The sequence below is a fragment of the Paenarthrobacter sp. MSM-2-10-13 genome, assembly GCF_011605365.1.
Classification (GTDB): domain Bacteria; phylum Actinomycetota; class Actinomycetes; order Actinomycetales; family Micrococcaceae; genus Arthrobacter.
Map to the genome: position 1 here is coordinate 1 of NZ_JAAOXO010000012.1, position 21,273 is coordinate 21,273.

The 21,273-nt window shown below is 63.2% G+C and carries 19 protein-coding genes and 1 rRNA gene; 13 read left to right on the top strand and 7 right to left on the bottom strand.

The features are described 5' to 3' along the window. The 10 genes from rrf to xerD form a co-directional block, all read left to right on the top strand. A 5S ribosomal RNA gene (rrf, locus tag HAV21_RS18540) occupies nt 1-99 on the top strand; the annotation flags it as partial. A gap of 328 nt (nt 100-427) precedes the next feature. Next, the gene (locus HAV21_RS18545; RefSeq protein WP_166842711.1) at nt 428-2,083 is read left to right on the top strand and encodes a hypothetical protein; all 1,656 of its coding nucleotides are present in this window, start codon (nt 428-430) and stop codon (nt 2,081-2,083) included. Beyond that, nucleotides 2,076-3,062 (top strand): HAD-IIA family hydrolase, encoded by a 987-nt coding sequence (locus HAV21_RS18550; RefSeq protein ID WP_142939582.1) that lies wholly within the window; start codon nt 2,076-2,078, stop codon nt 3,060-3,062. The genes HAV21_RS18545 and HAV21_RS18550 overlap by 8 nt, the downstream gene beginning before the upstream one ends. A 9-nt stretch (nt 3,063-3,071) precedes the next feature. Next, the gene (locus tag HAV21_RS18555; RefSeq protein WP_166842712.1) at nt 3,072-3,332 is read left to right on the top strand and encodes a hypothetical protein; all 261 of its coding nucleotides are present in this window, start codon (nt 3,072-3,074) and stop codon (nt 3,330-3,332) included. Nucleotides 3,333-3,335: 3 nt separating this feature from the next. Then, nucleotides 3,336-4,148, top strand: coding sequence for a TlyA family RNA methyltransferase (locus HAV21_RS18560; RefSeq protein ID WP_166842713.1), 813 nt, complete (start codon nt 3,336-3,338; stop codon nt 4,146-4,148). A 12-nt stretch (nt 4,149-4,160) separates the two neighbouring features. After that, entirely contained in the window at nt 4,161-5,201 is a 1,041-nt protein-coding gene (locus HAV21_RS18565; RefSeq protein ID WP_166842714.1) for an NAD kinase, read from the top strand. A 3-nt stretch (nt 5,202-5,204) separates the two neighbouring features. After that, nucleotides 5,205-6,944, top strand: a complete 1,740-nt coding sequence (gene recN / locus HAV21_RS18570; protein WP_166842715.1) for a DNA repair protein RecN — start codon at nt 5,205-5,207, stop codon at nt 6,942-6,944. A 148-nt stretch (nt 6,945-7,092) separates the two neighbouring features. Beyond that, nucleotides 7,093-8,838 (top strand): CTP synthase, encoded by a 1,746-nt coding sequence (locus HAV21_RS18575; protein ID WP_166842716.1) that lies wholly within the window; start codon nt 7,093-7,095, stop codon nt 8,836-8,838. A gap of 27 nt (nt 8,839-8,865) precedes the next feature. Then, nucleotides 8,866-9,528, top strand: coding sequence for an NUDIX hydrolase (locus HAV21_RS18580; RefSeq protein WP_166842717.1), 663 nt, complete (start codon nt 8,866-8,868; stop codon nt 9,526-9,528). A gap of 2 nt (nt 9,529-9,530) precedes the next feature. Next, nucleotides 9,531-10,490 (top strand): site-specific tyrosine recombinase XerD, encoded by a 960-nt coding sequence (gene xerD / locus HAV21_RS18585; protein WP_142939571.1) that lies wholly within the window; start codon nt 9,531-9,533, stop codon nt 10,488-10,490. 6 nt (nt 10,491-10,496) lie between these two features. Here xerD and HAV21_RS18590 read toward each other — a convergent pair whose 3' ends face one another. Beyond that, entirely contained in the window at nt 10,497-11,255 is a 759-nt protein-coding gene (locus HAV21_RS18590) for a hypothetical protein (RefSeq protein ID WP_166842718.1), read from the bottom strand. 56 nt (nt 11,256-11,311) lie between these two features. Here HAV21_RS18590 and HAV21_RS18595 point away from each other — a divergent pair, with 56 nt between their 5' ends. Further along, nucleotides 11,312-11,809, top strand: coding sequence for an NUDIX domain-containing protein (locus HAV21_RS18595; protein WP_142939569.1), 498 nt, complete (start codon nt 11,312-11,314; stop codon nt 11,807-11,809). Between the two features lie 85 nt (nt 11,810-11,894). Here HAV21_RS18595 and HAV21_RS18600 read toward each other — a convergent pair whose 3' ends face one another. The 6 genes from HAV21_RS18600 to HAV21_RS18625 all read right to left on the bottom strand — a co-directional run bounded on the left by HAV21_RS18600 (nt 11,895) and on the right by HAV21_RS18625 (nt 18,634). Further along, nucleotides 11,895-13,034 carry a bifunctional 2-methylcitrate synthase/citrate synthase gene (locus HAV21_RS18600; RefSeq protein WP_166842719.1) on the bottom strand — a complete coding sequence of 380 codons (1,140 nt, stop codon included), beginning with the start codon at nt 13,032-13,034 and terminating at the stop codon, nt 11,895-11,897. A gap of 76 nt (nt 13,035-13,110) precedes the next feature. Continuing rightward, a complete protein-coding gene (prpB, locus tag HAV21_RS18605; protein WP_166842720.1) occupies nt 13,111-14,016 on the bottom strand; it encodes a methylisocitrate lyase in 906 nt (301 codons plus the stop codon). Next, nucleotides 14,017-15,537, bottom strand: a complete 1,521-nt coding sequence (locus HAV21_RS18610) for an MmgE/PrpD family protein (RefSeq protein ID WP_166842721.1) — start codon at nt 15,535-15,537, stop codon at nt 14,017-14,019. It abuts the gene before it with no gap. A 23-nt stretch (nt 15,538-15,560) separates the two neighbouring features. Then, nucleotides 15,561-16,202: a GntR family transcriptional regulator gene (locus tag HAV21_RS18615; protein WP_166842722.1), complete on the bottom strand. Its 642-nt coding sequence runs from the start codon at nt 16,200-16,202 to the stop codon at nt 15,561-15,563. A 75-nt stretch (nt 16,203-16,277) separates the two neighbouring features. Further along, on the bottom strand, nt 16,278-16,991 hold the full coding sequence (locus tag HAV21_RS18620; protein WP_142939564.1) for a response regulator: 714 nt from the start codon (nt 16,989-16,991) through the stop codon (nt 16,278-16,280). Continuing rightward, nucleotides 16,988-18,634, bottom strand: a complete 1,647-nt coding sequence (locus HAV21_RS18625; protein WP_142939563.1) for a sensor histidine kinase — start codon at nt 18,632-18,634, stop codon at nt 16,988-16,990. The genes HAV21_RS18620 and HAV21_RS18625 overlap by 4 nt, the downstream gene beginning before the upstream one ends. 138 nt (nt 18,635-18,772) lie before the next feature. Here HAV21_RS18625 and HAV21_RS18630 point away from each other — a divergent pair, with 138 nt between their 5' ends. Next, a complete protein-coding gene (locus HAV21_RS18630) occupies nt 18,773-20,119 on the top strand; it encodes a cation:dicarboxylase symporter family transporter (RefSeq protein WP_142939562.1) in 1,347 nt (448 codons plus the stop codon). 254 nt (nt 20,120-20,373) lie between these two features. After that, a complete protein-coding gene (locus HAV21_RS18635; RefSeq protein WP_024820433.1) occupies nt 20,374-21,273 on the top strand; it encodes an AAA family ATPase in 900 nt (299 codons plus the stop codon).

A 21,273-nucleotide genomic window follows, 5' to 3' on the forward strand; every position in this document is an offset into this window, starting at 1 on the left:
GGGGAAACGCCCGGTCCCATTCCGAACCCGGAAGCTAAGACCCACAGCGCCGATGGTACTGCACCCGGGAGGGTGTGGGAGAGTAGGACACCGCCGGACAACCATTCACGGAGGAGCCCCGACCACACGGTCGGGGCTCCCCGCATTTAACAACCAAGCCACCCCACAGCTCTCTGCCTGGGGTGCTGTCTCCCATGGCGGATGAGCGCCGGTGGTGCGAGACGGCTTGGTAGCGTCGCGCTTGTGAGACTTGCCACGGGACGGCCTAAAGGTGCTTCCGGCGTTCGGTGGCTGTGGCGGGGTCGAATAGAATTGAACCAGATATACGAGTCGGTAGCCGAGCGCTACTGGCGGCGTGACAACGAAATAAGGGTTATGAGCGACTACGCACGCGCCAGTGGTCGGCTCGCAACAGGAGGAATCCACCATGGCTGAGCACAACGGCGGCAATCGCGGCGGCAATCGCGGAAACTTCGGAGGGAACCGCGACGACCGCGGTTCGTACCGCCCCAACAACAATTCCGGCGGAGACCCGCGCGGGTTCCGTTCCAGGGAGAACCGGGACGGTAATGACCGTCCGGCTCGTGATGGTGAGCGTCGCTCCTTTGGTGGCGACCGTGACCGTAAGCCTTTCGGTGACCGTGGCGATCGTCCGGCCCGTGATGGCGATCGTCGTCCGTTCAATAATGACCGTGGCGACCGTAAGCCCTTCGGCGACCGGCCCGAGCGTGGACCGCGGAACTTTGATGGCCCCCGCCGCGACAACGATGACCGTCGCTCCTTCGGCGGCGACCGTGACCGCAAGCCCTTTGGCGATCGTAGTGATCGTCCGGCCCGCGATGGCGAGCGTCGTCCGTTCAATAATGACCGCGGCGACCGTAAGCCCTTCGGCGACCGGCCCGAGCGTGGACCGCGGAACTTTGATGGCCCCCGCCGCGACAACGATGACCGTCGCTCCTTTGGTGGCGACCGTGACCGCAAGCCTTTCGGTGACCGTGGCGACCGCAAGCCCTACGGAGACCGGCCCGAACGCGGCGGCGATCGTCGTTCCTTTGGTGGCGACCGCAACGAACGCGGTGGCGCATGGGAAGAGCGCCCCGCACGCGTTCCCAACGCCAAGGACATCCGCAGCGCCAACCGTCCTGACCGTGAGCGTTCCCCCGAAATTGACGAGGACGTCACGGGCAAGGAACTCGACCGCGCTACGGGCCACCAGATCAAAACCCTCGAGGAGCAGAGCGCAGGTTGGGTCGCAAAGCACCTGGTCATGGCCGGACGTTTGATCGACATTGAGCCCGAGCTCGCCTTCCAGCACGCCCTTGCTGCAAGCCGCCGCGGTGGACGCCTCTCAGTAGTACGCGAAGCGGTAGGTCTGACCGCTTACGCCGCCGGCCATTACGGCGAGGCGCTGCGTGAATTCCGTACCTACCGCCGCATCAGTGGGTCCAACGTGCATTTGCCGGTGATGGCCGACTGCGAGCGTGGCCTTGGCCGCGCTGATCGTGCACTGGACATGGTGCGCTCTCCCGAAGCCCAGGATCTTGACGCTCCGGGCAAGGTTGAGCTCGCTATCGTTGCCTCCGGCGCACGTGCGGACCTCAATCAGCTGGATGCTGCTGTCAGCGAGCTCGAGATCCCACAGCTGGACATCAACCGAGCCTTCTCTTACAGCCCGCGCCTCTTCCGCGCATACGCTGAGGCTTTGAGCGCAGTGGGTCGTACCGAGGAAGCCGATAAGTGGGCCCGCCAGGCGCTCGTTGCTGAGAGCGCCTTGGGTGTTGGCGACTTCGCTGAGCCCGAAATTCTTGACCTTGGCTGGGACGAGCAGGAAGAAGCAGCCGCGCGGAAGCCGCGCTTCGAGAAGCCGGTGCGGGACACCGACGTCGTGAAGCCTGAAACAGAAACGGTCATTGTTGAGGCCGCAGCCGCTGACGTTGAGCACGATGAGGTTGAGCTTGATGATGCGGAGTCTGACTACTTCGAGTCGGATGACGCAGAATCTGACATCGATTCAGCTGAAGACGACGTAGAGGCAAAAGACGAAAATACCGAGAACGAGGGCTCCGACTCCCAGCATGGCTGATTCACTGATCTCACTGTTTGATGCTGTCCTTTCAGATCTGGACGGGGTGGTCTATGCGGGACCGCATGCCATCCCTGGGGCCGTGGAGTCATTGCGGCGTCTCGAAACTGTAGGCGTTGGCCTTGGTTATGTGACCAACAATGCCTCCCGCACTCCGGCTCAGGTTGCGGCGCATCTGCGGGAGCTTGGCGCGCCGGCTGAGGACCATCAAGTGGTCAGTTCCTCCCAGGCAGCAGGGGAGCTTTTGGCTTCCATGCTGCCTGCGGGGGCGCATGTCCTCATCACCGGCAGCGCAGCTTTGGCTCATGAGATCGAATTGGCGGGACTCAAGCCCGTGCACAGTGCCGCCGAATCTCCGGTAGCCGTCGTCCAGGGTTTCAACCCGGAGATCGGCTGGAAGGATCTCGCGGAGGCGTCGTATGTTGTGGCCGGGGGAGCCATGTGGTTTGCCACCAACACGGACATGTCCATCCCGCAGGCCCGCGGCATGGCCCCTGGGAATGGAACGCTTGTTGCCGCTGTGGCGGCTGCCACGGGAAAGACACCTCTGGTGGCCGGCAAGCCGGAAGCCCCTCTGTTCCATGCAGCGGCCAAACGGCTTAAGGCCGACCGTCCGCTGGTTGTGGGCGACCGTTTGGACACCGACATCCTGGGCGGCAACCGTGCAGGATTTGCGACGGCGGCCGTCCTCACCGGGGTGGACACCACCCACACCATCATTGCTGCACGAACGGATGAACGTCCGGACTACCTCCTGGCGGACTTGGAGGGCCTGTACGCGCCGTATCCGGAGGTTGTCAGCGACGCCGGTACGTTCCGTTGTGGTGCGGCATCTGCAGTTGCCGGGGATGGCACCGTGACCGTCACAGGAGACGAGGCCGATCTCGACGCTTGGCGGGCGGCATGCGCGGCGTGGTGGGCAGCTGTTCCGGACACGGACGTGGCGCAAACGCCGCAGCTGGTGTGGCGAAATCACTAGACTGGTGCGATGACCGACCCCCAACAGTCCGATGCGGAACATCCCGATGCGGAACCACCCGCAGTCCAGTGGCCTGACATGGCGAGCCCCACGGGGGATCCCCTGGTGGACAGGGCCCTCGGCCTGCTGGACGGCGTAGCGGAGTCACCCGTGCCGGACCATGGGGAGCTGTACACCGGCATCCATGACGCCTTGTTGGAAGCTTTGGACGCGGAACCCGGGCTTCCGGCAACCCCGAAGAGCGGCTCGCGCCCGGAAGGCGAAAGTTAACGAATGCCAAGACTTGATCAGGAACTCGTCACCCGTGGGCTGGCGAGGTCGCGTACGCATGCCGCCAAACTCATCAGTGATGGCAAGGTCAGCTCGAACGGTCACGTCCTCGTCAAAGCCGCACATCAGGTGGATGCGGAGACGGAGCTGGATGTCGAATCCCATCTGGAGGACATTTACGTGAGCCGTGCCGGGCACAAGCTGGCCGGCGCGCTGAAGGCGTTCCCCGCCGTCGTGGTTGCCGGTAAGCGGTGTCTCGACGCCGGTGCCTCCACAGGCGGTTTCACTGACGTTCTGCTCCGGCAAGGTGCCGCCCAGGTGGTGGCGGTGGATGTGGGGCACGGCCAGCTGGTGCCGCACCTTGGGGAGGACCCCAGGGTGGAGGTCCATGAAGGCCTCAACGTCAGGTACATGACACCGGAGCAGATCGGTGGCCCGGCGACGTTGACGGTGGCTGACTTGTCGTTCATTTCCTTGACGCTGGTCCTGTGGCCACTTGCACAATGCACCGAGCCGGGCGGTGACATGGTCCTCATGGTCAAACCACAGTTCGAGGTTGGCAAGGAACGCCTAAGCCGAACCGGTGTGGTGTCCTCCGAGAATGAACGCCGGCGGGCGGTGGCCCAGGTTGCCCGCGCTGCAGTGGACGCAGGCCTGGAACTTCAAGACCTTGCGGCCAGTCCGCTGCCGGGCCAGGACGGAAATGTTGAATACTTCCTGTGGATGAAGCGCAGTATGTCAGCGGTGTTGCCTAAGATCGAAGAGCGGGACGAGGACGTTGCTGCGTTGATCAAGAAACTCTGGCCGAACCACTAGAAAGCAGATCTGATGAGCAGGCGTGTACTTGTCCTTGCCCACACAGGGCGGGAGGAATCGCTCCGCGCAGCGTGGGATGCCTGTACGCAACTGCATTCCTCCGGCCTGGTTCCCGTGCTGCAGAAATCCGAACTTGCAGATATTGAACGATTCTTCGGCGCCCTTGATACGCCTATCGAGATCCTCAACGATCACGTCAATCTTGAGGACGTGGAGCTGGTGATGGTTCTCGGCGGGGATGGCACCATCCTGAGGGCTGCCGAACTGGTGCGCGAGGTTGACGTCCCGCTGCTGGGCGTCAACCTGGGGCATGTGGGCTTCCTGGCGGAAAGTGAACGCGCCGATCTGGCCCAGACCGTGGAGTGGATCGCCAGCCGCCAGTACACGGTGGAAGAACGCATGACCATCGATGTCCAGGTGTGGGTCAAGGGCCAGAAGATTTGGCACACGTGGGCTTTGAACGAAGCTGCCATCGAGAAGGCCAACCGGGAACGGATGCTGGAAGTTGTCACCGAGGTGGACGAGCGTCCTTTGACGTCGTTCGGCTGTGATGGTGTTGTCCTCGCTACGCCCACCGGTTCCACAGCCTATGCTTTCTCTTCAGGAGGGCCCGTAGTGTGGCCTGAGGTCGAAGCATTGGTCATTGTTCCCATCAGTGCACATGCGCTTTTTGCCAAGCCCTTGGTGGTGTCCCCGCGTTCCAAGCTGGCCGTGGAAATCATGAACCGGACCGACGCCACCGGAGTTCTCTGGTGCGATGGCCGTCGTTCGGTGGATCTGCCGCCTGGAGCCCGTGTTGAAGTAACGCGCTCGGCCACCCCGGTGCGCCTGGCCCGGACCCACAAGACGCCGTTCTCTGCCCGGCTTGTCCGCAAGTTCCAGCTTCCCATCCACGGCTGGCGTGGCCCGGCCCCTCGGAGCGGCGAAGTCCACACCGGTCCCATCCCCGTCATCCGGACCCTGTCACCGGCTCCTTTGCCCAGTCCCCGGGACTCTGCAACGTCCCAGGACCTGGGGCAAGGTGAGCCATCAGATCCCACGAATGCGAAGTGAACCATGCTTGAAGAACTCCGAATCCGTGACCTCGGCGTCATCACAGACGCAGCCCTGCCGCTAGGCCCGGGCCTCAGTGTCGTCACCGGCGAAACCGGTGCCGGCAAGACCATGGTGGTGACCGCCGTCGGACTTCTTCTTGGTGCGAGATCTGACGCCGGTGCCGTTCGAAGCGGGGCCAAATCCGCCTCGGCCGAAGCTGTGTTGAAGCTTGATCCGGGGCACAGCGCGGTGGAGCGAGCCAAGGAAGCCGGCGGCGAGGCGGAAGAGTTCGACGGCGTTGCTGAACTCCTGCTGGCCCGCACCGTTGGTGCTGACGGACGTAGCCGTGCTTATGTTGGCGGGCGAGCGGCACCAGTGGGAGTGTTGGCCGAGCTGGGCGAAAGTCTGGTGGTAGTCCATGGGCAGTCGGACCAGATCCGGCTCAAGAGCGCTACCGCGCAGCGGCACGCGTTGGACAGGTTTGCCGGAACGTCCCTGGCGAAGGCTCTGGGGGAGTACCAGGACCTGTTCAACCACTGGAAGGCTATCCAGTCTGAACTTGATTCGTTGCGCAGGGAAGCCCGCGAGCGTCTGCGCGAGGCTGAATCGCTGGACGCCGCCCTCAAGGAAATTGATGAGGTGGATCCCCAGCCGGGTGAAGACGAAACGCTCAAGGCCGAGGCCGTAAAACTGGCCAACGTTGAAGAACTGCGTTTAGCGGCAGCTGCTGCCCATGAGTCCCTCATTGCCGAGGAATTCGGGGACGCCGGCGACGCAACCACCATGGTGGATGCGGCCAAGCGGACGTTGGAGCATGTGGCTGAGCATGACGAGGAACTCCGTTCGGCAGCAGCCCGGCTGGCGGAGGTGGGCTTCCTCCTCAATGACATCGCCGCCGAGCTCTCCAGTTACCAGGCGGCCCTGGACACCGAAGGCCCTGAGCGGCTCTCAGAAATCGAGGAACGCCGGGCTGCCCTTGCCAAGCTGATCCGCAAGTATGCCCCGAGCATTGATGAAGTGCTTGAGTGGGCGGCTACTGCGAGGACCCGCCTTGATGAGTTGCAGGATGACTCCACTCGCATCGAATCCTTGGACGCCGAGGTTGCTTCTGCGGAGGCAACGCTGCGCAAGCTGGCGGCGGGCATCACCAAGGCCCGGCTCAAGGCGTCGAAGGACCTCTCAGCCCGGGTCAGTGCCGAGCTGAAGGCTCTGGCGATGGCTGACGCCACCTTGGTCATCGAGGTGGACGGGAGCGGCCCGCTGGGCCCCTGGGGCACTGATGAGATCGCTTTTCTCCTCCAGCCCCACTCCGGTGCTCCGGCGAGGCCCCTGGGCAAGGGGGCCTCCGGCGGTGAACTGTCCAGGGTCATGTTGGCCATTGAGGTAGTGCTCGCCGCAGTGGATCCCGTCCCGACGTTCGTCTTCGATGAGGTGGACGCCGGGGTGGGTGGGCGGGCCGCCGTCGAAATTGGACGCAGGCTGGCGATGCTCGCCCGGCACGTCCAGGTGCTGGTGGTGACCCACCTGCCGCAGGTGGCTGCCTTCGCGGATCAACATATCCGCGTGACCAAAACGTCCGTGCGCGGCGCTGACGGGAAGACCACCACCGGCTTCACCTCCAGCGACGTGCAGCTTCTCAGCGACGATGAGCGGGTCAAGGAGCTTGCCCGCATGCTGGCCGGCCAGGAGGATTCCGAGAGTGCGCAGGCGCATGCCCAGGAACTGCTGGATGACGCAAAGCTTTTACCGCAGCGCGCCTAGTGTCTTTGGGGGAGTGCGGGTGTTTTGGTGGAGTGCGACCACCATCACATCGGTGCACTTAATCCCGCCCGGGTCTTGCTTGGACCGCGGTGGTGAGCAACTATTGACCATTTGGGGAATCCGAACGGACGCTTGGAAGGCGTAATTGATGATAAGCTCGAATTCCGTGGTGCAGCGATCAAATTCCCGTGTAAATTCCCGGTTCCCGGGCTCGTCCAAGACGACCAAACACATCTTCGTCACCGGTGGTGTGGCGTCCTCGCTCGGTAAGGGTCTGACGGCTTCAAGCCTCGGTCACCTGCTGCGGGCACGTGGTTTGTCTGTAACTATGCAGAAGCTCGATCCTTATCTGAATGTGGATCCGGGCACGATGAACCCCTTCCAGCACGGCGAAGTATTCGTGACCGATGACGGCGCCGAAACTGACCTCGATATTGGTCACTACGAGCGCTTCCTCGACGAAAACCTCGAAGGTTCGGCCAACGTCACAACGGGCCAGATCTACTCCACCGTTATCGCCAAGGAACGTCGTGGCGAATACCTCGGGGACACCGTTCAGGTCATTCCCCACATCACCGATGAAATCAAGCGCCGCATGCGCCTGCCTGCTGAAGGCAAGAACGCTCCGGACGTCATCATCACCGAAATCGGTGGCACCGTGGGCGACATCGAGTCGCAGCCCTTCCTTGAGTCCGCGCGCCAGGTCCGTCAGGATGTGGGCCGCAACAACGTCTTCTTCCTTCACGTTTCGCTGGTCCCGTACATCGGTCCTTCCCAGGAACTGAAGACCAAGCCCACGCAGCACTCCGTGGCAGCCCTTCGCTCCATTGGCATCCAGCCTGAAGCAATCGTGATCCGCTCGGACCGCGAAGTGCCCGAAGCCATGCGCGAGAAGATCGGCCGCATGTGCGACGTCGACATCGACGCCGTGGTCAACGCCGCTGACGCACCCAGCATCTATGACATCCCCAAGACCCTGCACTCCCAGGGCCTGGACTCCTACATCGTCCGTGCACTGGATCTGCCGTTCAAGGACGTTGACTGGAGCAAGTGGGACAAGCTGCTTGAAGCTGTTCACAACCCCAAGCACGAGGTCGAGGTAGCCCTGGTGGGCAAGTACATCGACCTTCCGGACGCCTACCTCTCGGTCACGGAGGCACTCCGCGCCGGCGGTTTCGCCAACGAAGCCAAGGTCAAGATCCGCTGGGTCCCGTCGGACGAGTGTGAAACTTTGGCAGGGGCAACCAAGTCCCTGGCCGGCGTGGACGCCATCTGCGTTCCCGGTGGCTTTGGTATCCGCGGCCTTGAAGGCAAGCTTGGCGCTCTGAAGTTCGCTCGCGAAACCAAGCTCCCTGTCCTGGGCCTTTGCCTGGGCCTGCAGTGCATGGTGATCGAGTACGCCCGCAACGTGGTCGGCCTTGAAGGGGCTTCCTCCAGCGAGTTCGAGCCGGATTCGAAGTACCCGGTTATCGCCACCATGGAAGAACAGCTGGACATCGTGGACGGCAAGGGAGACCTCGGCGGCACCATGCGTCTGGGCCTCTACGAAGCCAAGCTTGACGAGGGCTCGGTCATTGCCGAGACCTACGGCACCACCACTGTCAGCGAACGCCACCGCCACCGCTACGAGGTCAACAACAAGTACCGCGACCAGATCGCTGCCGAGGGCCTGGTGTTCTCCGGTACTTCCCCTGACGGCAAGCTCGTGGAATATGTGGAGCTTCCCCGCGAAGTCCACCCGTACTACGTGGCAACGCAGGCGCACCCGGAGCTCAGCTCCCGCCCCACGCGCCCGCACCCGCTGTTCGCAGGTTTGGTCAAGGCTGCTTTGGAGCGTCGTGAAGGTGCCCCCGCGGCCACCAAGACCGGCGCCCGCACAGTAGCTGCCAAGTAAACGCAAGTACTAACGAAGGACGGCGCGATGCCCGGCATTTCTGAAACCCCCCGCACATCAAGGCAGGTTTCGGACATGCCGAGCTCGCGCCGTCTTTTGTCTACCAGCAAGGTGTACGAAGGGCGCATTTGGGACGTGGTCAGCGACTCGTTCCAACTGAGTGACGGCACGGACACCCTGGTTCGTGACTACATCGACCACCCGGGTGCGGTTGCGGTGCTGCCCATGAACGTGGACGGCGAAATCCTGTTGCTGAAGCAGTACCGTCATCCGGTGGGCATGGATTTGTGGGAGATCCCCGCTGGCCTGCTGGACGTCGAGGGCGAGGACTTTGTGGTGGGTGCGGCCCGGGAGCTGGCTGAGGAAGCTGATCTGGTTGCCGCTACCTGGAACGTCCTTGTGGACTTCTTCAACTCCCCGGGCTCATCCAGCGAGGCTGTCCGCATCTACTTGGCACGCGGCCTCAGCGATGTCGCCTTGGCGGACCGGCACGTCCGGACCGATGAAGAAGCTGAAATTGAACTCCATTGGGTGCCGCTTGAAGACGCCGTGAAGGCAGTGATGGACGGCCGTCTGCACAATCCCTCAGCCGTGTTGGGGATTCTGGCTGCCGCTGCCGCAAAGGCCGATGGCTTCACCAGCCTTCGCCCCGCCAACGCGCCCTGGCCGGCTCACCCGAGCCAGCGCTGAGCATGGCCGAGGCCGCCACTCGAACCGCAAATGGCGTTGACCGTGCGGTAACTGACTATCTGCAGCACGTCGGCGTGGAACGCGGTTTGGCGGCCAATACCTTGTCCGCCTACCGCAGGGACTTGTCCCGGTATTCGAACTTTCTGGCAGCCCAAGGTGTAGATCAGCCGGGAAACATCACCCGGCATCATGTGACGGCTTTCGTCCAGGCGTTGTCCGACGGTTCCGATGGCGGCGCGGTACTGGGCGTCCGCTCCGCCGCGCGGACAGTGGTGGCCGTCCGTGGGCTCCATAAGTTTTGGGCGCTGGAAGGAACCACGACGGCGGACCCCGCCAGCGATGTCCACCCGCCCATGCCAGGCAAACGGCTTCCCAAAGCCATCAGTGTTGGCGAAGTGACGCGCATCCTGGAAGCTGCCGGCTCGGATAGCGCCACTGGCCTCCGGGACCGTGCCCTGCTTGAGTTCCTGTACTCCACAGGGGCCCGCATCAGCGAGGCCGTGGGACTGGACGTCGATGACGTCTCCCTCGAAGACACCGGTGGCGACCCCGCAATTGTGCGGCTGTTCGGCAAGGGGTCCAAGGAGCGTCTGGTGCCTCTGGGCTCCTACGGTGCCCGCGCCGTCGGGGCCTATGTTGTCCGCGGCAGGCCGCTCCTGGCGTCCAAGGGCAAAGGCACTCCCGCGCTGTTCCTCAATGCCCGGGGTGGCCGGATCAGCCGGCAGAGTGCTTGGACCATCCTGAAGACGGCGGCCGAGAAGGCCAACATCACCAAGGATGTTTCGCCGCACACTTTGCGCCATTCCTTTGCCACCCACCTGTTGGAAGGTGGAGCAGATGTCAGGGTGGTGCAGGAGCTCCTGGGACACGCATCAGTAACCACAACACAGGTCTATACATTGGTCACCGCGGATACCTTGCGCGAGGTCTACGCCGCCGCGCATCCGAGGGCGCTCGGATAGCCAAGTCTAGTCAAGCACGTTGAGCGTCAGCTCCACTGCGTCCACGAACAATGCCAACAGCGACGTCCCCAAGCCAGCTACGAGCAACAGCCCGGGGTGTGCAAGCCCCACCACCACCCGCTTGAGCCGCGGGCGTCCACGGAGGAACTTCTTTGGTACGCGTGTCTTCTGCGGTACCTGCCGCCAACCCCGCAACCGCCGCAGGAACCATGCGCAGCGGATAATGAAGGCCATCCAAAGGACGGAGAAGACCAGTGGAACTGCGGCCAGCATGAGGTTGAACCCCAGGGCGGTGACTTCCTTCTCGGAATCGCCAATGACAGTCTGCACGGTGGTGGAGATGGAGGCACTCATCACCACGGAGGCTGCCCACACCATGAACGCTGCCACCAAGGCAAGGAACCGGACGAAGAAGTGGCCGAGGACTGTTGCATCCACGGCCCGGAGATGGCTGCGGGGCGTGGCGTGCAGCACCACCAGCGTGGAGATCAGGGTAGGAAGCGCGGCCACGAGTACCAGCAGGTACCAAGTCCATCCGGCCAGGTCCACCACCTCGTCCAGGACGATCAGCCCTGCCCACACCACGGTCCACGCCCAGCCTGCATAAAGGGGGTGTGCCACCAGCCATCGGGGCAACCACGTGTCCCGTTCCGGTTTGGCTTTGGGAGCTCTTTCTGCGGGCCCTGCAGCGTTGTCGGACGGCGGTTCTGCAACGTCGTCGACGGCGGCCACCTTGGTTGGCCGGTTACCCCCACCTTCTGTCATGGGCTCACTGTAGCAATGGCGGCAGTGGCAGGGGAGATCAGGTTAAGGTAGGCAGCATGACTGCAGCCCATGTGACCTTGTGCTTCCTCCTCCGCGACGGCGCGGACGGCGAGCATGTCCTGCTCGGAACCAAGAAGACAGGTTTCGGCAGGGGCAAGGTAGTGGGGGTGGGCGGCCACGTAGAGCTGGGGGAAACCGCCTCGCAGGCTGCGTGCCGGGAGGTCATGGAGGAAATCAACGTGGTGGTCACGGCGAAGGACCTGATTCCGGCGGGCACTGTGGACTTTGTTTTCCCGGCAAGGCCGGAGTGGAACATGGCCACCACTGTGTTCTTGACCCGCGAGTGGGAGGGCGAGCCGTCCGAAAGCGACGAGATTGCCCCCGCATGGTTCCCCGTGGCGGAACTTCCCGTGGACAGGATGTGGGCCGACGCCGAGCATTGGCTGCCGGCGATGATCGCCGGCCGGCGCATCGCCGTGCGGGTGGCTCTGGCGGCCGATAACGAGAATGTGGCTGACGTCCGAACCCTTGAGTGGGTGGACCCTCAGCTGTAGCAGGAGCGAGTGAAGAACGACGCCGGGCCGGTCGCCTTTCGGTGACCGGCCCGGCGTCGTGCTTCTTGCTTAAGAACCGGAAGCGTTACGGAACGTGCCGCTCTTCGGGCCCGTTGTATTCGCTGAGCGGGCGGATCAGGGAGTTGGACGCTACCTGTTCCATGACGTGTGCTGTCCAGCCGGTGATGCGGCTTGCGACGAACAGCGGCGTGAAAGTCTGGGTGTCGAAGCCCATGAGGTGGTAGGTGGGTCCGGCCGGGTAGTCGAGGTTGGGCTTGATGGCCTTGGCTTCGTCCATGGCCTGCTCGAGTCCGTTGTAGAGGCCCAGGAGTTCGGGTCGTCCGTAGTGGGCGATCATCTTGTCCAGTGCGGCTTTCATGGTGGGCACGCGGGAGTCGCCGTGCTTGTAGACGCGGTGTCCGAAGCCCATGACCTTCTTCTTCTGCGCCAGTGCGTCTTCCATCCATGCACGGGCGCGGGTGGCGGCTTCCTCGAGGGATTCTTCGCTGCGGATGCCAATCTCATCGAACGTGTGCATCACGGCCTCGTTGGCGCCACCGTGCAGGGGACCCTTCAAAGCGCCGATCGCGGCGGTGACAGCGGAGTGCAGGTCCGAGAGGGTGGAGGTGACCACTCGGGCGGTAAAGGTGGAGGCGTTGAAGGAGTGTTCCGCGTACAGGATCATGGAGACGTTGAACGCCTCCACCACTTCGGGCACCTGTTCTTCGCCGAAGGTCATCCAGAGGAAGTTCGCCGAGTAGTCCAGGTCATCGCGGGGCTCAACCACATCCTGGCCGCGGCGGCGGCGTTGATCGTAGGCCACGACGGCGGGCATGGCGGCCCAGAGGTCGATTGCCTTTTTCATGTTGGCTTCTGGTGATGAGTCCTCAGCCAGTTCGTGCCGGGCACCGAGTACGGATGCTGCCGTGCGGCAGACATCCATGGGGTGGGCGGTGGTGGGTAACGCGTCCACTACCGTCTTGACCACGGGGTCAAGGGCACGGCCCGCACGTTCCCGGGCAGTGAATTCCGCCAGTTCTGTTTCGTTGGGCAGTTCGCCGTTCCACAGCAGGTAGGCCACTTCTTCGAAGCTGCATTTGGCGGCCAGTTCCTGGACCGGGTACCCGCGGTAGAGCAGCGAGTTGGTCTCCGGGTTGACCTTCGAGACGGCGGTGTAGTCCACCACGACGCCGGCCAGGCCCTTTTTGATGTCTTCAGCTGTCATGCTGAACTCCTTCGTTCATAATGCAAGCGGTCCGGAAGCCCCGGACTGCCTGCTTTCCCCTGAATGAATCCCGGTCCTAGCGAATGCCGGGAACCTGGAAGTTGAAAACGCCGGTATCGAACTGGTTGTATGCCTCGTAGTCCACGAGTTCGTAGAGGCGTGCACGTGTGAGCATGTTGTCCACGTGCGCTTCCTGGGTCCCCGCAGCCTTGATCGATTCCAGAGTACGCTCTGCAGCGCCCATGGCAATGCGCAGGAGGGTAACGGGGTAGATGACCATGTTCACTCCCACCCCTTGGAGCTGGTCCACGGTGAAGAGGTCGCTTTTGCCGAACTCTGTCATGTTGGCCAGGATGGGCACGTCCACGGCGTCGCGGATGGCTTGAAACTCGCTCAGATCACGCATGGCTTCGGGGAAGATCGCGTCGGCACCTGCGTCCACGAGAGCTCGTGCGCGGTCTTGCGCGGACTGAATTCCCTCGACGGCCCGGATGTCGGTGCGGGCCATGATGAGGAAATTCGGGTCGCGGCGGGCGTCTGCTGCGGCTCGGATGCGTTTGGTGGCGGTGTCGATGTCCACCACGTTTTTGCCGTCCAGGTGGCCGCAGCGTTTCGGGTTGAACTGGTCCTCGATGTGGCAGCCGGCAAGGCCCGCGTTTTCGAGTTCCTGAATGGTCCGGGCCACGTTCATGGGTTCACCGAATCCGGTGTCCGCGTCCACCAGGGAGGGCAGGTCCGTCATGCGGGCGATCTGCCCGGCCCTTGTTGCTACTTCGGTGAGGGTGGTGAGGCCGATGTCGGGCAGGCCGAGGTCGTTGGCCAGGACGGCGCCGGAGATGTAGACGCCGGCGAAGCCTTTCTCTTCGACCAGCCTTGCGGAGAGCGGGTTGAACGCGCCCGGGAACTGCTGCACGGTCCCGGAGGCCAGCAGCTCGCGCAGCTTTACGCGCTTCTGTTCAGGGGTGACTTTGGAGTACAGCATTTAGAACAGTCCCTTGGGTGCGTTGTTGAGGTCGATCACGCCGGGGGCTGCGGTGATGTTGAGCTGGTCCAGTTCGCCTTCGCCCAGTTCGGTGACGCGCTCGACGGCGGTGAGGAACCTTTCGATTTCGGCCTCTTCGACCAAACCAGCAGCGAGGGTGCGGAACTTGTTGATGTATTGCTCGCGGGCGAACGGCCGGGCGCCGAGCGGGTGGGCATCGGCCACGGCGATCTCGTCGGTAATCACTGTGCCGTCGTTGAGGGTGATCTCCACGGAACCGCCGAAGGCCTTCTCCGCGATGTCCAGTGAGTGGTAGCGGCGGGTCCATTCCGGGTCTTCTACGGTGGTGACTTTGTGCCAGAGTTCCACGGTGTCCGGGCGGGCGGCGCGTTCGGGGGCGTAGGAGTCCACGTGGTGCCATGCGCCGTCCTGCAGGGCCACAGTGAAGATGTAGGGGATGGAGTGGTCCAGGGTTTCGCGGGATGCGGTGGGGGAGTACTTCTGGGGATCGTTCGCTCCGGAACCGATCACGTAGTGCGTGTGGTGGCTGGTCTTGATCAGCACGGAGGCTACGTTGGCCGGGTCCGTGGTTTCCGGGTGCTCGCGGTTGAGCTTGCGGGCGAGGTCGATCCAGGCCTGTGCCTGATATTCGGCGGAGTGTTCCTTGGTGTAGGTGTCCAGGATGGCGCGCTTGGCTTCGCCGGGCAGGGGCAGGGGTACTTCGTAGGAGGCGTCGGGGCCGTCGAGCATCCAGGCGATCACGCCGTCTTCGCCTTCGTAGATGGGCACAGGGGAGGTCTGGCCGCGCATGGAGCGGTCCACGGCTTCGACCGCCATCTTGCCCGCGAAAGCCGGGGCGTGGGCCTTCCAGGTGGAGATTTCGCCCTTGCGGGACTGTCGGGTGGCGGTGGTGGTGTGGAGGGCCTGGCCCACGGACTGGAAGATCGTCTCCACGTCCAACCCCAGCAACGTGCCGATGCCTGCCGCGGCGGAGGGGCCGAGGTGGGCTACGTGGTCGATCTTGTGTTTGTGCAGGCAGATGGCTTTGACCAGGTTCACCTGGATTTCGTAGCCGGTGGCGATGGCCCGGACCAGGTCGGCGCCGTTGGAGCCCACGTGCTGGGCGACGGCCAGGATCGGGGGGATGTTATCTCCCGGGTGGGAGTAGTCCGCGGCCAGGAACGTGTCGTGGTAATCGAGTTCGCGGACGGCTACGCCGTTGGCCCAGGCAGCCCATTCCGGGGAGACCTGATCGCTGATGCCGAAGACGTGCGCGCCCTTGCCATTGGCAGAGGGTGCGTGGGTCAGCGCCTGCGCGCGGGCGGCAACAATGGGGCCACGGTTCAACGAGGCGATGGCCACCGAGGCGTTGTCGATGATCCGGTTGATCACCATGTCGGTGACCTCCGGGGTGACGTCAACGGGGTCTGCGGCGACCACGGCGATCTTGTGTGCCAATTGCTCTTCGCGCGGGAGGTTCTCTTCGCTCTTGTAGACGCGGACGTGGTGGTTCTTAACCATGGTGCTCCTTCTGGTGGGACGTTCTACCGGGCCGTGTGGGTGGCTTTGACGTGGGTGAGGCTGCGGTGCAGGTGGACTGTGGTGGCCGCTTCTGCCAACCGGGGGTTGCCCGCGGCGATGGCTTCGGCGATTGCGGCGTGTTCCGCGGCTGCCGCGTGGAGCCTGGCGGTGTCGTCGGCGGCCAGACGCCGGACCCGCACCAAATGGACACGCAGGCTCCGCATGGCGTTCGCCAGATACGCGTTGGAGATCGCGGCATCGATGGCATCGTCCAGGCGACTGACCAGGGCGTAGTACTCGTGTCGTGCGGGATCCTGGTCGCTGAGCAGCTCGGGGGCCAGCAGCAGTTGGGAGTGCAGCTCGGCGAACACGCCCGGCTCACCGCGTTCGGCAGCAAGGGCAGCGGCTCTCACTTCAAGCGTTTCGCGTAACTCGAACAGTTCGTCGATGCTCTCCAGCGAGATATCGGTGACGACGACGCCGCGGCCGCCTGCCGCCGTCGTCAATCCTTCTGCGGTGAGCCGGCTCAGCGCCTCCCGGACCGGCGTGCGGGACACGCCCAAGCGTTCGGACTGCTCCACCTCCGCGAGGACCGTGCCTGGTTGGAGGCGCCACTCAATGATGTCTTCACGGAGGGCCGAGTAAGCCCGATCACTGGCGCGCATGACCTCAGTGTATACACAGGACTAGCTAGGAGTCATCAAAACCGCGAAATTCAGCAAATTTGTATACATCCGTGGCTAGGCGTGGTTCCAGCCGTACTCGTTCTCCGGCCGGCCGGGAGTGCCATACCGGGGCGCCCGGGTGACCGTTCCGGCGTCGGCCAAGTACTCCAGATAGCGCCGGGCGGTCACCCGGGACATGCCCAGCGCGTCCATCACTTCGCTCGCGGACACGGGCCGATGTCCCGCGCGCACCAAGTCCTTCACTGCCTCCAAGGTGGACCCGGACAGGCCCTTGGGCAGCGGTAGTTCGGTGGGAGCGCGAAGGCTCGCAAACGCTTGGTCTACGTCGCTCTGCGAGGCTCCTGCTTTGGAAATCCCGGACATGGAGCCTGCCAACTGTTCACGGAACGTCCGGTAGCTGCGGAGTTTGTCGGCGAACGTGGCGTAGGTGAAGGGCTTGATGAGGTACTGCACGACGCCGATGGACACGGCGCTGCGCACGATGTTCAGTTCCCGGACGGCAGTGATAGCGATGATGTCCGCAAAGACTCCCGCGGAACGCATCCGGCGGGCGACGTCCAATCCGTGCAGATCCGGGAGGTTCATGTCCAACAGGACCAAATCCACGGGGGAGCCGGAGGCTGCGAATTCGCCCAGGATGCGCAAGGCCGACTGCCCGTCCGGCGCCGTACCCACCAAGGTGAAGCCGTCCAGGCGGCCAATATAGACAGAGTGGGCGTCCGAGGCAATTGGCTCGTCTTCCACCACCAGGACGCGGATGTCTGTCATGCCTTCTCTTCCTCGGGAACCGGCGCGGGGAGCAGAACATGGAACTGTGCTCCGCCGGGATTGCTGATGGTCATCGTACCGTTGAGTCGGTCCACGGCTTGGCGAACCAACGCCAGGCCGACTCCCCGGCCATGAGCGCCGCGAGGGTTCTCTCCCGGGGACTTCGTGCTGAAACCGTACTGCAGGACGTCATCAATGGAGTCCGGATCGATTCCTCTGCCCGAGTCCCGCACCGAGAATTCGACGGCGGACGGCCCGGCTTGGACGTCCAGCTCCACCTTCCGGGGGAAATCGCCGGCAGCGGCAGCGTCAATCGCATTGTCCAGCAGGTTCCCCAAGATGGTCACCAGGTCCTGAATTTCCAGGCCCCGGACGCCGGAACTCCCCGATGTCCGCACCACCAAGTCCACCCCGCGTTCGTGGGCTTCGGCAGCCTTGCCCATCACCAGCGCGCTCATGACGGGTTCGTCCACGGAGGCCACCATGTCATCCGTGAGTTGCTGGCTGAGTTCAAGGTCCTTGGTGGCAAAGTCCAGGGCCTGGGGCGTGCGGCCCAACTCCAGGAGTGAAACGATCATGTGAAGGCGGTTTGCATGCTCATGCGTCTGGGCTCTCAGGGCATCAGAGAGCGTCTTCATGGTTTGCAGTTCGGTGCCCAAGGATTCGATTTCGGTACGGTCGCGGATGGTGGCCACCGTGCCGTAGATGGCGGGTTTCTGTCGGCTGCGCTCAGGCAATGGCCCTACTGCAGGGGCCTGGTTGACCACCAAAATCCGCGAACCCGTGAGGTGGATTTCGTCGTGAGCTGGCCGACCGGACTCGAACAGCGCTCGCAGGCTGCCGTCGAAGGGAAGATCAGCGAGTTTCGGGGCGTCGTCGGGGGACCGGTCGGCGTCTGAAGGTTCCAATCCGAGAAGTTCCGCGGCCTGGTCGTTGTACATCACAGCCTTGCCGTGAGTGTCGATCAATATCACGCCTTCGCGAACCGAGTGCAGGACCGATTCGTAATAGGCGAAGAGCTGCGCCAGCTGTTCCGGGCCCCACCCCCGGGTGACGGAGCGCAAGTAGCGGCCCAACAGCCATGAGGCCACCGATCCGAAGAACAGGACCACTAAAGCGATGATGCCAATCACGCCCAATCTCTCAGCGACGTCTGTGTCCACGGTGCGGACCGTCACCCCGGCAGCCACCAGAGCCTTGACGTTGCCTTCGGGATCCAGGACGGGAGCAATGGTTCGGACCGACGGTCCCAACGTTCCTGCGGTCACTTCGGTGAAGGTTTCACCCCGCAAGGCAGGCTCGATGGTCCCAATGTAGGGCTTGCCAAGCTCCTCTGTGCGGGGATGCGTCCAACGGGTCCGGTCGGGAGCCATGATGGTGATGAAGTCGGCGTCGGCGTGATCCATGACCTCCAACGCGTAGGGCTGCAGGACCGCTGAGGGATCTGCCGTTGAGGCCGCCTCCACCACCAGGGGATTGTCGGCCAGGGAGGCGGCGATGGCGAGCATCCTGCCGCCGGCCTCGTCGTAAGCCCTGTCCCTGGCTTCCACCACCGAGAACGCGCCGAATACAGCCGTCAGCACCAGGACGAACAACAAATTCGCCACGAACAAACGGCGGGCGATGCTCCAGCTGTGAAACACGAGGGCCTCCCATGACCAATATGACCGCAACGGTGATGTGTGTCACCAACGGCTCAATGATGGATATCACACAAGGGCAGCGGATTGGACATCAGTGCAGGACCGCAGCGCCTTACACAGTATCCAAAGGAGAATCCCATGACCTCTCAACGAGGAGAGTCGGCAGTAGCTGCCAAAACTGGACGCAAGGGGCTCGACAAGTCGCATTACTTGTACATCGCGGTCATCCTGGCCGTAGTGCTCGGCGCCGTCGTCGGCCTGGTGTTCCCTGAAGTTGGAAAGTCCCTCAAGCCCCTCGGTGATGGCTTTATCAAGCTCATCAAAATGATGATCGCTCCGGTCATCTTCTGCACCATCGTCCTGGGCATCGGTTCCATCGCCAAGGCGGCCACCGTCGGCAAGGTGGGCGGTCTTGCACTGGGCTACTTCGTGGCGATGTCCACCTTTGCCCTGGCCATCGGCCTGGTAGTCGGAAACCTCATCCACCCCGGTGAGGGACTCAAGCTGACCCCCTACGATCCCACCAAGAAGGCCGACACCAACAGCACGGTGGACTTCCTCCTGGGTATCATCCCCGGTGACATTCCGGTCCTGCCCACCCTGCTTGCGGCGATTCTGGTCGGTTTCGCCCTGCAGAAGATGGGCAAGCAGGGAGCTCCCATCCTCGCCGCCATCGGGCACGGACAGCGCCTCGTCTTCCGTATCCTCATCATGATCATGTGGCTGGCTCCGGTTGGCGCATTCGGTGCCATCGCCGCCGTCGTTGGTGCCACCGGCGCCCAGGCGATCCTCAGCATGTTCACCCTGATGGTGGCCTTCTACATCACCTGCGCACTGTTCATTGTGGTCATTCTCGGAACGCTGCTCCGCGCAGTGGCCGGCGTCAACATCTTCAAGCTCATGAAGTACCTGGGCCGCGAGTACCTCCTGATTTTCTCCACCTCTTCCTCCGAAGCAGCCCTGCCCCGCCTGATCGCCAAGATGGAGCACCTGGGTGTCTCCAAGCCGGTTGTCGGCGTCACGGTGCCCACCGGTTACTCCTTCAACCTTGATGGCACGGCAATCTACCTGACCATGGCCTCCTTGTTCGTTGCCAACGCCATGGGAACTCCTCTTGATCTTGGCGCCCAGGTCTCCCTGCTGGTCTTCATGATCATCGCTTCCAAGGGCGCTGCAGGCGTCACCGGTGCCGGGCTCGCAACCCTGGCCGCTGGCCTCCAGGCACACAAGCCGGAGCTTTTGGGAGGCGTGGGCATGATCGTAGGAATCGACCGCTTCATGTCCGAGGCCCGCGCACTGACCAACTTCACCGGCAACGCAGTTGCCACGGTCCTGATCGGCACCTGGGTGAAGGAAATCGACAACGGCCAGGTAGAGCGTGTCCTCTCCGGCAGCGAACCCTTCGACGAGCAGACCATGATCGCCCACGGCGGCGAAGAAGAGGCAGCTCCCGAAGCTGAGAACCGCGAGAAGGTTACGGTCTAAGCGGACCGCCACCAAACGCGATGCAGTCAGGCGAAGGCCGGCACCCCACCAGGTGCCGGCCTTTGCTGTTTCCCCTGAGCGACCGATGTTGCTCCTCAACCTTCGACCTCAACCAGAGGGTCAAGGCTCAAGAATCGGCCAAAGTCAAGTTCCCCGAATTACCGTGTCGGGCGCTGTAGCCTAAAGGGGTAGCAGCGCTGTCGTCCAGGGGCGCAGCGGCAGGGAAGATCGTCGTCGAAAGAGTGGTTAGATACGTGAGCATCGAACGGGGAACAGCTACGCTGGAAGGCACCGAGCTCGATCTGGAAGACGCCATCATGGGGCCCACGGGCCGTCCTTATCGCGAATTCCCTGAACCTGCTCCACTGGCCTCCCACGGCCCGGCGAGAGTCATCGCCATGGTCAACCAAAAGGGTGGAGTGGGTAAGACCACCTCCACCATCAACTTGGCCGCAGCGCTCGCCGAGTACGGTCGGCGTGTCCTGTTGGTGGACTTTGATCCCCAAGGCGCTCTTTCCGCCGGCCTCGGGGCCAACCCGCACGAGCTCGATCTCACCGTCTATAACGTCCTGATGGACCGCAAGGTGAACATCCGCGATGCCATCCAGCAGACCGGTGTTGAAGGCGTTGACCTCCTGCCCGCCAACATTGACCTCTCGGCCGCCGAGGTCCAGCTGGTCAACGAGGTTGCCCGTGAGCAAGTCCTGGACCGCGCCCTCAAAAGCGTTGAGGATGACTACGACGTCGTCTTGATCGACTGCCAGCCGTCTCTGGGCCTGTTGACAGTGAATGCGCTGACTGCCGCCCACGGCGTCATCATTCCGTTGATTTGCGAGTTCTTCGCCTTGCGCGCCGTGGCGCTCCTGGTGGAGACCATCGAGAAGGTACAGGACCGCCTGAATCCGCGCCTGCAGGTGGATGGCGTCCTGGCAACCATGTACGACGCCCGCACCCTGCACAGCCGCGAAGTCATCTCCCGTTTGGTGGAGGCGTTCGGAGACAAAGTCTTCGAGACCGTCATTAAGCGGTCCATCAAGTTTGCTGATGCCACCGTGGCGGCCGAGCCCATCACCAGCTACGCCGGCAACCACATCGGTGCTGACGCTTATCGCCGCCTTGCCAAAGAACTGATCTCGCGCGGCGGCGCGCCCTAG

What these genes read in the sequence shown, in the direction of transcription:
- HAV21_RS18545 (WP_166842711.1), top strand. Translation starts at nt 428, where the DNA reads ATGGCTGAGCACAACGGCGGCAATCGCGGCGGCAATCGCGGAAACTTC.
- HAV21_RS18550 (WP_142939582.1), top strand. Translation starts at nt 2,076, where the DNA reads ATGGCTGATTCACTGATCTCACTGTTTGATGCTGTCCTTTCAGATCTG.
- HAV21_RS18555 (WP_166842712.1), top strand. Translation starts at nt 3,072, where the DNA reads ATGACCGACCCCCAACAGTCCGATGCGGAACATCCCGATGCGGAACCA.
- HAV21_RS18560 (WP_166842713.1), top strand. Translation starts at nt 3,336, where the DNA reads ATGCCAAGACTTGATCAGGAACTCGTCACCCGTGGGCTGGCGAGGTCG.
- HAV21_RS18565 (WP_166842714.1), top strand. Translation starts at nt 4,161, where the DNA reads ATGAGCAGGCGTGTACTTGTCCTTGCCCACACAGGGCGGGAGGAATCG.
- recN (WP_166842715.1), top strand. Translation starts at nt 5,205, where the DNA reads ATGCTTGAAGAACTCCGAATCCGTGACCTCGGCGTCATCACAGACGCA.
- HAV21_RS18575 (WP_166842716.1), top strand. Translation starts at nt 7,093, where the DNA reads ATGATAAGCTCGAATTCCGTGGTGCAGCGATCAAATTCCCGTGTAAAT.
- HAV21_RS18580 (WP_166842717.1), top strand. Translation starts at nt 8,866, where the DNA reads ATGCCCGGCATTTCTGAAACCCCCCGCACATCAAGGCAGGTTTCGGAC.
- xerD (WP_142939571.1), top strand. Translation starts at nt 9,531, where the DNA reads ATGGCCGAGGCCGCCACTCGAACCGCAAATGGCGTTGACCGTGCGGTA.
- HAV21_RS18590 (WP_166842718.1), bottom strand. Translation starts at nt 11,255, where the DNA reads ATGACAGAAGGTGGGGGTAACCGGCCAACCAAGGTGGCCGCCGTCGAC.
- HAV21_RS18595 (WP_142939569.1), top strand. Translation starts at nt 11,312, where the DNA reads ATGACTGCAGCCCATGTGACCTTGTGCTTCCTCCTCCGCGACGGCGCG.
- HAV21_RS18600 (WP_166842719.1), bottom strand. Translation starts at nt 13,034, where the DNA reads ATGACAGCTGAAGACATCAAAAAGGGCCTGGCCGGCGTCGTGGTGGAC.
- prpB (WP_166842720.1), bottom strand. Translation starts at nt 14,016, where the DNA reads ATGCTGTACTCCAAAGTCACCCCTGAACAGAAGCGCGTAAAGCTGCGC.
- HAV21_RS18610 (WP_166842721.1), bottom strand. Translation starts at nt 15,537, where the DNA reads ATGGTTAAGAACCACCACGTCCGCGTCTACAAGAGCGAAGAGAACCTC.
- HAV21_RS18615 (WP_166842722.1), bottom strand. Translation starts at nt 16,202, where the DNA reads ATGCGCGCCAGTGATCGGGCTTACTCGGCCCTCCGTGAAGACATCATT.
- HAV21_RS18620 (WP_142939564.1), bottom strand. Translation starts at nt 16,991, where the DNA reads ATGACAGACATCCGCGTCCTGGTGGTGGAAGACGAGCCAATTGCCTCG.
- HAV21_RS18630 (WP_142939562.1), top strand. Translation starts at nt 18,773, where the DNA reads ATGACCTCTCAACGAGGAGAGTCGGCAGTAGCTGCCAAAACTGGACGC.